The sequence below is a fragment of the Paenibacillus sp. ALJ109b genome, assembly GCF_010747435.1.
Classification (GTDB): domain Bacteria; phylum Bacillota; class Bacilli; order Paenibacillales; family Paenibacillaceae; genus Paenibacillus; species Paenibacillus taichungensis.
This window is the reverse complement of record NZ_JAAIFP010000034.1, coordinates 47,866-61,545: the sequence shown is the minus strand read 5'-3', so window position 1 is coordinate 61,545 and position 13,680 is coordinate 47,866. Positions and strand designations below refer to the sequence as shown.

Annotated in this window: 9 protein-coding genes and 1 riboswitch; of the genes, 6 read left to right on the top strand and 3 right to left on the bottom strand. The window is 46.5% G+C overall.

Annotation, left to right across the window (positions count from 1 at the left end):
- Positions 1-8: 8 nt before the first annotated feature.
- From G3352_RS27795 to G3352_RS27780, 4 genes are all read left to right on the top strand, one after another.
- Entirely contained in the window at positions 9-641 is a 633-nt protein-coding gene (locus G3352_RS27795; protein ID WP_163761350.1) for a bifunctional 4-hydroxy-2-oxoglutarate aldolase/2-dehydro-3-deoxy-phosphogluconate aldolase, read from the top strand.
- A 159-nt stretch (positions 642-800) separates the two neighbouring features.
- The gene (locus G3352_RS27790; RefSeq protein ID WP_345940818.1) at positions 801-1,751 is read left to right on the top strand and encodes an alpha/beta hydrolase; all 951 of its coding nucleotides are present in this window, start codon (positions 801-803) and stop codon (positions 1,749-1,751) included.
- 202 nt (positions 1,752-1,953) lie between these two features.
- Positions 1,954-4,353, top strand: coding sequence for a YcdB/YcdC domain-containing protein (locus G3352_RS27785; protein WP_163761324.1), 2,400 nt, complete (start codon positions 1,954-1,956; stop codon positions 4,351-4,353).
- Positions 4,354-4,552: 199 nt separating this feature from the next.
- A complete protein-coding gene (locus tag G3352_RS27780) occupies positions 4,553-5,680 on the top strand; it encodes a transglutaminase domain-containing protein (RefSeq protein ID WP_163761323.1) in 1,128 nt (375 codons plus the stop codon).
- Between the two features lie 165 nt (positions 5,681-5,845).
- Here G3352_RS27780 and G3352_RS27775 read toward each other — a convergent pair whose 3' ends face one another.
- A complete protein-coding gene (locus tag G3352_RS27775) occupies positions 5,846-7,312 on the bottom strand; it encodes an amino acid permease (RefSeq protein WP_163761322.1) in 1,467 nt (488 codons plus the stop codon).
- A gap of 116 nt (positions 7,313-7,428) precedes the next feature.
- A riboswitch (Lysine riboswitch) is annotated at positions 7,429-7,646 on the bottom strand.
- Between the two features lie 142 nt (positions 7,647-7,788).
- Positions 7,789-8,931: a virulence factor gene (locus tag G3352_RS27765; RefSeq protein ID WP_163761320.1), complete on the bottom strand. Its 1,143-nt coding sequence runs from the start codon at positions 8,929-8,931 to the stop codon at positions 7,789-7,791.
- Positions 8,932-9,156: 225 nt separating this feature from the next.
- On the opposite strand from G3352_RS27765, the gene G3352_RS27760 reads away from it, so the two are divergent.
- Positions 9,157-9,597, top strand: coding sequence for a hypothetical protein (locus G3352_RS27760; RefSeq protein WP_163761319.1), 441 nt, complete (start codon positions 9,157-9,159; stop codon positions 9,595-9,597).
- Between the two features lie 39 nt (positions 9,598-9,636).
- Here G3352_RS27760 and G3352_RS27755 read toward each other — a convergent pair whose 3' ends face one another.
- Complete coding sequence (locus G3352_RS27755; protein WP_163761318.1) at positions 9,637-10,335, bottom strand: response regulator transcription factor; 699 nt, start codon at positions 10,333-10,335, stop codon at positions 9,637-9,639.
- 380 nt (positions 10,336-10,715) lie between these two features.
- Here G3352_RS27755 and G3352_RS27750 point away from each other — a divergent pair, with 380 nt between their 5' ends.
- Positions 10,716-13,523 carry a PAS domain-containing sensor histidine kinase gene (locus tag G3352_RS27750; protein WP_163761317.1) on the top strand — a complete coding sequence of 936 codons (2,808 nt, stop codon included), beginning with the start codon at positions 10,716-10,718 and terminating at the stop codon, positions 13,521-13,523.
- The last annotated feature ends 157 nt before the right edge of the window (positions 13,524-13,680 follow it).

Sequence of the window (13,680 nt, the reverse complement as noted above, 5' to 3'; positions counted from 1 at the left end):
AAGTTGGCATGAATCTGACGGAAGTATTATTGGAATCGAGACTGGTGGCTATTGTTCGTGGTATTAGCCGTGAATCTGCTCAGGCAGCAGGGCAGGGAATGACCGATGGTGGAATCCGTCTGATGGAAGTGACACTTAACACACCTGGAGCACATGATATTATTGCAGACTGGCGCGAACGGCATGAGGGGAAGGCTTATATCGGGGCAGGCACGGTACTGAATGTGCAGATGGCCAAAGAAGCCGTTGCAGCGGGTGCTCAATTTCTCGTGTCTCCGAATGTCGATCTGTCTGTTATTGAATATGCTGTAGAACATGGAGTGGAGATCTGGCCCGGTGCGATGACTCCAACGGAGATTGTGGCTGCCTATGAAGCAGGAGCAAAAGCGGTAAAGCTGTTTCCAATGGCGAGTCTTGGTATTCCGTATTTACGTGAAATCAAAGCTCCATTGAATCATATTCCACTGCTTGCAACAGGAGGAGCCACTTTGGATAATATTGCAGATTATTATGCTGCGGGTGCGGCGGCAGTGGGCCTTGGAAGTGCACTTTTGCCACGAGAAGCACTTGCGGCAGGGAACGATGAGCAGATTGCTGCTTGCACTCGTGCATTTGTGGAAATAGCGAAAATCGAGGGTTGAACATTGAAAGCCAGCGGAAGTGGATTAGACACATCAGGGTATATATATGAAGAGCTTCTTAACCATTAGATAATATAAGAAGTGATGTGGATTAACGCCCGGTTAACCTTGCTGTCGTATGATGGAGTTAGACCAGAAAAACGGAGAGGAGTGACACCAGTGAAAGCTAAAACGATGATTGGCGGGATGATTGCTGTTGCCGCGGTAACTGCGGGTGGTTTATGGAAGGCAGCTGTGAAGAGTCAAACCCCCAAAAAGATTCCGATTACGCTCACACCGCCCATGCCATTTGAGGATATAACCTTCGAGAGTGGAGGCGGGCGAGTGCATGGCTGGTTCATTCCGGCTAGAGCTCATCTCCCGAAGCCTTGGCCGTTGGTTATTATTGCACATGGCTGGGGCTCCAACCGATCCCGTGTCCTCCGTTATGCACGTCCCATTTGGGAAGCTGGTTATGCCCTCTTTATGTACGATGTTCGAAGCCATGGAGCTAGTGACCCGGTTAAAGCGGCTTCAGCTTACCTGTTCCGCGATGATCTACTGTCAGCATTGCAATATACGTCGTCACGCCCGGAAATTGATCCTGCTGCAATCGGTGTGCTTGGGCATTCCTTGGGTGGGTTAGGCACGATCCTCGCTGTGACGGAGGGCATTCCTGTATCAGCGGTGATCACGGACTCCATGCCATCCCAATTCGAGGTTATCGTCAGTTCGGAGCTGAGACGGCGGCGTCTGCCTCTGTTTCCCCTGGCTCAGCTGATTCCGCGAATCTGGTTCTGGCGGCTTGGAGAATCTCTGAAGACGTATCGACAGCATGATCCAGTCATATTGCTGAATGAACGGCGGAAGGGAATGCAGCTGCCGATGCTTATGGTACATTCCAAAGGTGATAACTTTATTCCACCAAGCGAACTTGAATATTTTATGTCCAAAGCGGATCCGCCCGTGGAGCATCTATGGGTCAATAGTGGAGGCCATAGCTGTTCAGAAGAAGATCCTGCGTTCTGGAATACGGTGATTCCTTTTTTGAAAACACATGTAAAGGTGCAGGCTCAGTCCAATGAATCTGTTATGCCGAACGTCAATATAGAGAAAATTCAGCCCACTTGATGCTCAGGCTGATCCTCGAAACGCCAACCCGGTTGGCGTTTTTTGCTGTTTCTATAAAATATGCAGAAATTCACATTTGTAAAATTGTTGGGAAAATGACGATTAAAAAGGAAGCTTATGGTATCATAGAATAGACTGGCAATATTCATGCGAGGTTATTTTGCATGCATCCTTGTATGAAATTGAAGGGAGAGGTCCAGATTTGAGTTTTGATTGGAATTTTAATGTGCGATTCAAAATGTTTACAGCCAAAGCGGCTACAGCAGCCATGGCAACTTTGCTTCTGGCATCACAGACACCAGGGTTTGTAGGCAGCGCGTCGGCAGCGACAGCGGAACAGGTAACAGAATCCGCACCGGGGGAAACGGAACAACAACTTGGATTAACAGACAACGAGGTGCCTGAAGGAGCCAAAATCTCCTCCAAGCAAGCCAGCGAGAATATACTGAAATTATTTCCATTGTTAAAAAAGGCGACGATTTCATCCGTACGATTCGATTCACCTAACTCTTACCCACCGCCGGATTACAAGGCGTGGGAGATTGGTTTTCAAATTGTCGAAGGAAACCATACGATGGGATTCAGCGCATCGGTACATGCGGGCACGGGGGAAGTACTAAGCGTACATTTGCCTTCTGAATTACTGGATAAGCAGTCTACTGATTCTGATGTCAAATTGACCAAAGACGAGGCTGAGGTGCATGCAGAGGCATTACTGTTCAAAGCTATTCCCGGATTGAAAGAAAATGAGTATGCTTCTCTTGGAGATGTGTATCAATCTACTGCACAGCAATCTTTGTTTGGCAGAACGGAATATCGATATGGCTACCAGCTCAAGCATGAAGGTTTGTTATCTGAGGCAGAGACGATCTACATAAGTGTGGATGAAAGTGGCTTGGTGACTGGCTATTCAAGAAGTACAACCGGAGCTGAATATCCTTCATCGAAGTCGGCAGCATCGGAAGTGAAGGCCAGTCAACGTTTTGAGGAGCAATTTGATGTACAGCTCGCCTATATCTCCACTGATCGTCTATCCTCGCCCAAAGGACAAAAGTATTATCTTGGTTATATGCCGAAGAATTCCAGCATGGTTCCGCTGGATGCTAATACACTGGAGCCGATTAACGAGATGACTGGAAAAGCTATTGGTGATGAAGATTCTTTACAGCAGAATAAACCTTTAAAAGGAAGTGTAGCTCCTTTTGTCGCAGCGAACGGTCAGAAATTAAATGCACAACAGGCCGAGAACATCATTAAAAAGAACTTTGATATTCCGAAAGGTTACAAGTTGGAGCATAGTCAGTTAAGCAAAGGTGAGTATGCTAGTCCTAACAATCAAGTATGGAGCCTGAGCTGGAGCAATCGAAATGCGAATGTATCCTACATGTTCATGCGAGATATTTCAGCACAGGTAGATGCGCTTACTGGACAGATTTATAGTTACAGCTTGTATCAGCGGGTGGAGCCGGGTGCTGCGCAGGAGAAACCGGCGGATGAGAATGAGACTAAGTCGGTAACCCGGACACAAGCCGAGAAACTTGCAATCAATAAGGTGATTTCATTGGTTCCGAGTGCATCAGAACAATTCCGGTTGTCCAGTGTGCTTGAATTTGAAGGTGCACGTACATTTATGTTCCAGCGCTACATGAACGGAATTGCGGTTATGGATGATACAGTGCAAGTACAAGTCCTGAAGGATGGAGCCATCAACGAATTTTATACAAGGATTGCTGCAACGCCTGAACAGTTGCCTGGAAACACCAAACCAGCCATCAGTTATGAAAAGGCAAAGGCAACCTATCTGGAAGCATTCAAGTTAACACTGGCTTACTCCTGCTACGGTGGTTATGCCATGAGTACCGGTCAGGTCGTTCCCTCGGGTGTAAACCTGGTTTACCAGCCTACACGAGATGGAAATTCGATTTCCGCCAGTTATGAAGTACTTGATGCTAATACTGGAGAATGGAAGTTTTTATATGGTAGCGGAAGTGCCACAGCGAATGTTGAACCTAGTGATATTTCAGGTCATGTGGCGGAGGCTGCGCTTCGGAATATGACTCAACATGCCGTAATTCTTGCAGATGAACAGGGACGTGTATTCCCAGACCGGGTCATCACCAAGGGTGATTGGTTTACCTATCTGGCAAGAGCAGTTAACCCGAATATGGATATGTATTACAGTGGAAACGGGAGTGAGAAGCTATACGCTGACATTACCCCGGAGAGCCCTTATTACCAAGCTGTGCGGACATTGATCGATCAGCGCTGGTTAGCAGGTGCCGACTCTGAAACGAAGCTAAATCCAGAAGAGGAGATGACTCGTGAAGAGCTGGCGGTATTGCTCGTGCGCATTTTGCGCTATGAGAAATTAGCCGGATTCTACACATTGCCATCGGATCTTCCCAATCTGGCAGATGCCAGTGCAATCAACAATAAGGGAGCTGTCTCCCTCAGCATCAAGCTGGGATTGTTGCCGTCGATCGAAGGACGCTTCATGCCTGCACGCAAAGTGACGGTTGCCGAAGCGGCTCAGGTATTGGAACGTCTGGCCAAGCTTCAGGGCAAGACGGATAACTTTATGAGCGGAAATCGTTTATATTGATTTGAGTTTGTTGCATAAATGCCCGGAAGAGTCATATGATGAGGATAACGGGTAGGTTAGGTTTGTTTTACTGAAGACAGGGGGACCTTCTGCGGAGGGTCTCTTTTGATGCTTTTCGACAAAACTAGAAGCCTGCCGTCAATCCCATTTGTGATACAATGAGGCATGAGAACTTTGCAAAGAGAGGTGGTATCCTTTCATGGGCAAGCACGGAAAACGAGTGATAACCCTGCTATTGGCTGGTTGTCTTGTCGCTGTGGCACTGCCACATGCAGTCGATCTGGATCAGCTGTACGCGGCGTCGGGAACATCGGACATATCCACGAATACGGATCTGCGCGAGACGTTGCTTAATGCGATGTCCCAGCGTACAGAGGAACTTGTTTTTACATACAAAGGCAATGTGAAAGGCCTCAAAAAACAGTTGCAGAGCTCCATTGACGAAGCAATGACCAGTGATCCCTATATTCAATATACCGTTAAAAGCTATGCATTTAACTATAAAGGTTCCAATGTATCCGCAGAGGTACATGTGAAACTGGCCTATCGGGAAACGAAGGAGCAGACCGATTATGTGAACCGCAAGGTGACTAACGTGCTGAAAGAGATCATCGTGCCTGGCATGACGAATCATGAGAAAGTTAAAGCTATTCATGATTGGATTGTACTAAACCTTTCCTACGATACATCCTTGCAGAAATATACTGCATACGATGGACTTGTTACAGGCAGTACTGTATGTCAGGGCTATTCACTGTTGGCTTATCGCATGCTGGAGCAGGTGGGTATAGAGAACCGGATTGTGGAAGGAACGGCTGGTGAGCAATTACACGCCTGGAATCTCGTCAAGCTGGATGGCAAGTGGTACCATATGGACACGACGTGGGATGATCCTACTCCTGACCGAAAAGGCAAGGTAAGTCATAGTTATTATTTGCTTAGTGATGATGAGATGGCACGTGACCATGTCTGGACAGCTAAAGGCAAGTATCCTGCTGCATCTGCCCCCTATCGTGAAGCTTTGCAAACTTTGGTGAAGTCGGGAGGCAGCAAGGCAACCGCGTACCAGAAGCTTTATCATACACTGGAATACTCGCTCTACGACGAAAGTGATGCGATTAGTGGTCATTCTGCGCTAAAAACAAAAGTTCAAAGTGTGCTCAAAGATGGCGGAACCTCACTGACTTTCAGATACAAAGGTACTGAGACAGGACTAGTAGAGGATTTGCAGGATCTGTATCAGCTTGGCATGAAGTCGATATCGTATTACGTGTCCAACATGGAGGATACCGTCGATCTGCGTGTGAAGATTACCTGGACCATGTGACAGCAAACTTTGTATGAGTGATTATAATAGGACACACCTTATGGTGAACAAGGACGCTCATGGATGAGCGTCCTTTTTTTGCTTAAGTGATAGCTATCCCGAAACTTGGACGAACCAAAAAGGCAACCTTCTCTCCAGCGGAAGAAGGTTGCCTGTGCAATATCGTTATTCATTTGTTGTTGTAAAATCACATTCCTGTAATGGTATAACTTTTGTTTTCTTAATAAATTTATAACCCAGCCATAAAATAAGGAACAGCGGAACGCTTAAGTAAGCGACGAGGGCTCCGCTCCAATCGATCTGATCGCCCGTGAACGCCTGATAGTTCTGTCCAATAATGACGATGATGCATAACACAAAAGCAAAGATCGGGCCGAATGGGAACCAGCGTGCACGGTAGGGTAGATCGTTCAAATCCCGACCTTGGGCCACATACGCACGGCGGAAACGATAATGGCTGATGGCAATGCCGAGCCAGGTGATAAACCCACACATACCGGATGCATTAAGCAGCCAAGTGTATACAATACCATCACCGAAAAGGGAGGCTAGAAAAGCGAGCATACCCACCGCTGTGGTCAAGAGCAGGGCATTCATTGGAATGCCCTTTTTGTTCAGTCGACCCAGGAAGCGAGGCGCTTTGCCATCCCGGGCAAGAGCATACAGAACACGACTTGAAGCATACATGCCTGAATTCCCGGCAGACAGTACAGAGGTCAGAATAACGGCATTCATGACGGAAGCAGCAATGGCCAGCCCCGCTTTTTCAAAGACAAGAGTAAACGGACTAACTCCGATGTTGTTCAGATCACCTTTAAGCAGATTCGGATGTGTGTAAGGAATGATCAGACTGATGACTGTAATCGCCAGAATGTAGAAGATCAGAATACGCCAGAACACTTGCCGAATAGCACGAGGGACATTTTCACGCGGATTTTCGCTCTCACCGGCTGCGACACCAATGAGCTCCGTTCCTTGGAAAGAGAATCCTGCAGCCATAAATACACCGAGAACCGCAAAGAATCCGCCATGGAATGGTGCGTCTCCAACAGTAAAGTTGCTGAATCCTACCGCTTCTCCACCGATAATGCCGAAGATCATGAGCACACCAACGGTAAGGAAGATGATCACTGTAGCGACTTTGATAATGGCGAACCAGTACTCCGACTCTCCATACCCTTTAACAGACAACACATTTAGGGCAAAGATTAATACGAGGAACAACAGACTCCACAACATGGATGAACTGTCAGGGAACCAGTATTTGATGAGTACGGTTGCCGCAGCGAGTTCTGCCGCAATGGTGACGGCCCAGTTGTACCAGAAGTTCCAACCCATGGCGAACCCAAGGGCTGGATCGACGAAGCGGGCCGCATACGTATTGAATGAACCGGAGTCAGGCATGAAGGTAGCCAGCTCTCCGAGACTGGTCATTAGAAAGAAGACCATGATGCCGACGGCAACGTAAGCAATCAGTGCACCGCCGGGGCCTGCATTGGAAATGGCAGTTCCGCTTGCGAGGAACAGTCCTGTACCAATGGATCCACCGAGTGCAATCATGGTCATATGCCGTGCGCGTAATCCTTTTTTCAGGGTAGGTCCTGTGTTGGTTTGGTTGTTGCGGTCTTGCATGGAAACACTCCTTCTTTCAGCGTACTAATGGGTTCAGAACAATGGAAAATAACACAAAAGACCACAGGCATTAGCCTGCGGTCTTTATTATCAATCGTCCGCACCTCGTCCCAAATGTTTAAGATAGCTCAACACAGAAGAAATCATACCCTCCGAGGAAGGCATCATACATCTGTGACAGTTCTGCACCTTTCGGCAACAGCCCCAGCCGCGCTGGACAACGTAAGGAACCGTCCTGCGGGCTTCGGCGGGTGCACCTTTCGGCTGAATTCATAAGCGGCTCCTTAGCGCCTCCTTCAGCGTACTGATCGCACCCGCGACCTCTACCTCATCAACATGGATGAGGTGTATCTATTGTCTATGAAATTATAAATCACAGAACGTAACACTCAATGTTCTGTTTAGTAAACAGACAATCAGTATAACCCCCATGGTATTCCAGTGCAATAACAATTGTTGGATATGAATCGAAAGGACTATTCCGACGTCTTGTTACGCCCAGCCATCTGTTGCCATACGGTTCCGGCTGCCTGTTCCCCGGATTCAATCCGTTCCAGTGCCATTTTGGCTTGCAGGCTGACTTCAAACTCAGGATCTTCGGCTGCCTTCCGCAGAGCTTGCTCAGCTTCTTCGGTTCCCACTTCGTAGAGGAAGCGGGCCGCACGCCAGCGTACAAGCTTGCTTTTATCGGATAACGTAGCTGTCATGGCTGCCGTTGCTGCAGGATCACCGATATCGGAGAGGGTATCTCCGGCAGTCCGACGTACAGCAGGTGAACTATCCTGCAGAGCTTCGTACAGCAGTTCCATCGCTTCCGGTGTACGGATATCCCCTAGATATACAACAGCCAGTCGGCGAATCTGCATTTTATTGTCATGAAGTGCATGGGCAACGAGTGGCAGTCGTTCTGCTGTAGGCTCCATACCATCAAATGCAGCGTAGCGAACATTCCAGTCCTCATTATGCAGAGCCTCTTCAAGCTCGGCACCATCCAGCTGGCGGCGACGTTCCACGAACTCTTCGGCATTGGTGCCGTGCTCAATGGCTTGTTGAATTACGCGTTCCAGACGATCAGGGGGATATGCTGCTTCCAGCTCCTGTTCAACTTCCCGTGCAATATCAGGTAATTCCCCGTAGCGGACGCCATAATCACTTAGTTTCCGTTCCTTGATTAGCGTTGCGCTGGCGACTTCGGTAACGGCTTTAACGAACCGATCCGAGAGCGAAATCCGCTCTTCCTTGGTGCCGGCTTTGACCCGAATTTGCATCGGCACACCTCTGAAGAATTGAACGAATACCTGTGCTTCGCCGAAGTGTTCACCAGAGGCATCTTCAGATTCAATCCAGTCCAGATCAATACCCTGCTGGCCAAGACGACTTTGAACTTCGCCAAGAATGACGGACCAATCCGCATTTCCCTTGCGGTCTAGCGCTACGAAGTCGGTCGTGTGGAATACACTTTTTACTCCGGGAATATGAAGCATCTGGCGAATAAAAGCCGGAGCAGACCGTTCGTTATCCAGTGTATATGTTCTGCGGATCCCGTCCTCCAGACGTTCGTCCAGATGCAGCATCATCGTATTGGGACTGGGTGTTGGTTCAATTGAAACAATATTCATCGGTTCATAACCTCCTGTACCGGATTCATTCTTAAAGTTCCCGCAATGAGCACGGGCATATCCCTATTTTACATGAATTACCGCAAACTGCGAAATGGGTAATGAACCTTACATAGTTTGTGAAGAAGTACGAAGATAGTTAACACTTCTTTTATGTTCATACACGAACATTTTTAAATGAAGATTGGCACAATAAGAAGAGAGAAAGAACTGGAGGTTATTGCTATGGAACCCATTACCGTACTTTCGGACGGAAGTCGTGGTATTGATTATGTCAATATGATTGAATTGTTGAATGATTGGATAACAGACGGGCAGAGGGATTCTGCAATGAAGAGAGAAAAGAACGTGAATAACGAGGAGGGGGAGGAATGGGGCAAAGCTCATTATTGTATTGTCGATTATCAGGACGCCGGGCAAGCCGTATCAGCAGCCAATGCCATTCGGGCATTTATGCCTCAGATTCCTTTACTGGTAATTACGGATTTCCAATCCCTGATTCGCAAGCGCCATTTGCAGCTTATTACGGGTACGGGACTGATAAAGATGATCCTTTGGCATGAGAAGGAACCAGACAGTCTGATCGTGGAAATCCAGCGGTGGCTGCATTCTTTTGCATACAAAACAAAAACAGCTCAGCCCTCAACTCAGTCGATGAGACGATGACAGGGAGAGGACATGAGCCATTATTCATTTCGGCGTGTACTAAATGACGTATTTATATCCCGTTCCCCAAACCGTCTTGATATACTTTGGATTTTTGGGGTCGGGTTCAATTTTTTTACGCAGACTGGAGATGTGTACATCGATTGTGCGGTCCAGATATGCCCGTTCTGAGCCTTTAATTCGATCCATGAGTTCATTGCGGGTGAACACTTTACCGGGATTTCGGTACAATTCCTTCATGATTTCAAACTCAATATGAGTGACCTCGATTTCAATGCCATCCACAAACAAAGTTCTTCTGTACTCATTCACACTGACATGTCCGACAACTTCGGCAGGTTTGTCCTCTTTTATCGGTTTTTCAGGGTAGGAGATAGCCGATCTGCGCAGTAATGCCTTAATACGCGCATCAAGCTCTTTCAGACTAAAGGGTTTACAAAGGAAATCATCTGCACCATTGTGTAATGCTCGGAGCCGATCATTCAACATGGTGCTGGCCGAGATCATCAATATGGGTACAATTGAGTGCTGGCGAAACGCATCAACCAGTTCATTACCGTCTGTTTCAGGCAGCATCAAGTCAGTCACTACAATATCGGGCTGGAATCGTGGAAAAAGTTGAAGTGCTTCGCGTGCATGATGAACCCGTTCAGTTATGTAACCCTCCTCCTCAAGAAAGAAAGCAATCATGTCGGCCAGATTTTTCTCATCTTCTATAAGAAGAACTTTGATAGACATTGAGGTCACACTCCTGATGAAATAAATTTGTTAAGAAACTTCTAGAAAAATGGCGTAATTTGTGTGGAAATGCTGCAAAAATTTTAATGTTTGTATTTCAGAATATAGGATGCATATGTAGTAAGTTCTATAGAGTTGAGGCCAAACTTCAGTATTTTACCATGAATGCAGCTCATTTGCCGATCATTCAAAATTTCCCAAAGCTACATCGAGTAGTAATTACAGTATAATGTATCAGAACGGTTTCAGGGAAATTAAGTAGATCTTACGAGCTTTAATCCATAGGAGGTACCAACGTTGTTGTTGAATGCAAACATAGAAATCAATCATAAGGACGGCTGCCTGTGGACTACATAAGGGTAAATAAGGTGTTGGAGTGGATGGTGATCAAACTCCGTATTCCGTGGTTGGGTACGGCTATACTTGTTATCCTGGGTACGCTGGGAACGATCTTTCCGTTGACTCTTTTTTACGGGGTACAGCTGTTGTTCGGCACAGCAGCAACTTTTATTGCCTTGCGCTTACATGGAGCCATATACGGGTTCACTTCTTTGATAGCAATCTGTACTTTGGGTGTGTTATTCGGGGGTCTAGTCCCAAATAGTTTTTTTATGATTGGCGCTCATACTATTGAATTAATCTGGATGCTGGGATGGCAGATCCGATGGAAGCATGGAAGTGTCATGAAGGCCAATGCTGCATTCTGGGTTGCGATGTTATTGCCAGTGACCTGTTATGGGTACATTATGGGCATGAATCTTGAAGAATTAAAATATACATACATGCATGTCGCTGTGACCAGTATGGTTAACGCGCTGATTGCAGGTATTGTGGTAGACTTCTGGATTACAAATGGCGAGTTGAAGTCGAAACGAACAGGAACCATTCCGCTCACACGAATTGCATTTAAATACGTCGTATCCTTTGTAGTCGTTGTCTCTCTTGCTCTGTTGTCGGCCGACAGTCGGAGACAGCTAGGTCAGATCAATAACTCCATCGTATCTAATTTAAAACACGCTGCGAATGCCGTGATCAAGGATTTGAATGAACAATATCTAACGGAAGAGAACATGCACCAGAGCATGGAGCGTTATCATCATCTACTGGATGTAAATGTCATCATACTGGATCCATATAATAAGGTTGTAGCTTCTGGATTGGATACGCTTCGGAAGGGAGATTACCTGGATATCAACAAGTATCGTTTTCTCAAGCCAGGGGAGAACAGTATCCTATTCCATTCCGGGGATGCTTATTATAGCGATGTGCTTACTCACTGGAAACAGGCATCGTTTATGTATGAAGCAGATATGACCACAAGTACTCCTTATCGAGTTTTTGTTGAGACCAACTCAGCCAATTATTACAAACGTATTGAGTCGATCTATCTGACTACGCTTCAATCTCTGTTTATCATTTTCGTGACTTCCATGATTGTGGCTGCCCCACTTAGCAAGAAAGTCGTAAGTCCAATGAAACGCCTCACACGCATGACAGGCTCCCTTCCCAGACTGTTATTTCGTAATGGTAAGATGGATTGGCCGACCAGCCACGTTACCGAAGTGCAGATTCTAATTGGCAATTTGCGCAAAATGGCCGATGTGCTCCTTGAACAATTCGAGCAGATACGCCAGGACAAGCTTACGCTGGAAGACAGGGTCAGGGAACGAACCAAAGAGCTGAAGAATAGTGAAGAAATCAAACGGGCAATCATAGATTCATCTATTGATGCCATTATTGCTGTGGATTTAAACGGACTGATTATCGAGTTTAATCCAGAAGCCGAAAGAATGTTTGGATTGAAACGGGAAGAGGTTGTATTAGAAAAAGAGGCCCCATCCCTTTTTCAGGGAGCGAGCTGTATGGAAATCAAGGAAATGCTGAACCAATGCGAGTATATTCGGGGTAAACGGCATGTCATCGTCGAAGAGATTTCAGGTATCCGCCGGGACGGTTCGGTTTTTCCGATTGAATACAAGATCGTAGAAATCCAATTGGGAAATAACGAAACACTGTATAACTTATTTATCAAGGATATTACCGAGCGCACAAGGGCTGAAGAAGACCGTGTACGTCATGCGCTGGCTCTGGAGAAGCTAAATGCGGAGCTGTTTCATGAAAAAATTGCCATTCAGGAACAGCGGGATATCAGCGAGCATTTCATTGAATCTGTTCGGGAAGGTCTGGTCATGTCTGATCGTTCCGGCACCATAACGATAGTTAACAGAAGAATTGAAGAAATGTTTGGCCTCGGAGATTTTTCGGGCAGATCCATCGTAGATTTAGCCAATGCCATTGATACTCTGGTGTTAACCGCCGATTTCAATTTGGTGGAGCAGACTCGTGCTTTTCTGAACGGAGAACTGGCCTTTGTGGAAACTGAATTTATATTCAATGATGTGGAAAAGAGTGTATTTTCCCTGTACATGAAGCAAATGGATGTTCCCGGTAAAAACCATGGTTTTCTTCTGGTGTTCCGCGATCGTACGGAGGAAGAACGCCTGAATCGGATGAAAAACGAACTGATCAGCGTGGTGTCCCACGAGCTTCGTACCCCTGTAGCGACCATTATGGGCTATGTGGAACTAATGATGATGTATGATCTTCCCGCCTCACAGCGTCAGGACTTCATGGAAACCATTTCTTCGGAAGGCGCACGGCTGAGTAGTCTGCTGGATGATGTACTTGATATTCAACGTCTGGACAATGAAGGCATGACCTACCATAAGACGTACGTACCGTTGCTTGAGTTGGTTGAGGGTGTTGCTGAGCAATGGAATATGCAATCCATTCAGCGTATCTATGTTCATGCGTTTAATGGAGACTTTTTTGCTTACGCCGACCAGAATCGGATGGTTCAGTTGCTGCATAATTTGGTTGGTAATGCAGTCAAGTACTCACCTGGAGCAGACCGAATTGATATTACACTGTGGGAAGAAAAAGAATGGTTATGCATCGATGTACGTGATTATGGAATAGGTATTCCAGAGAACGTGCAGGACCTGCTATTTACGAAGTTTTATCGTGTGGACAATTCGGATCATCGTCAGATTGGCGGGACTGGACTGGGGCTTTACATTTCGCGCAAAATTGTAGAGGACCACCAGGGAACGCTTACCTTTATATCCGCACCGCACAAAGGAAGCACGTTCAAGGTTCGATTGCCTAAGCAAGACGAACTTTTGTAAGGCAAGAGAAGCCTTTGTCTAATAGGATGCTTTTATCCTGAATTAGATAAAGGCTTTTTTGTTTTTCAAAATTTCCCGGATAAAAAAACAACTTCTTTTGCAAACTGTCTATAGAGCCATAATTTGCATGCCATGCAAAAGGAGGACGGCAGGTCTA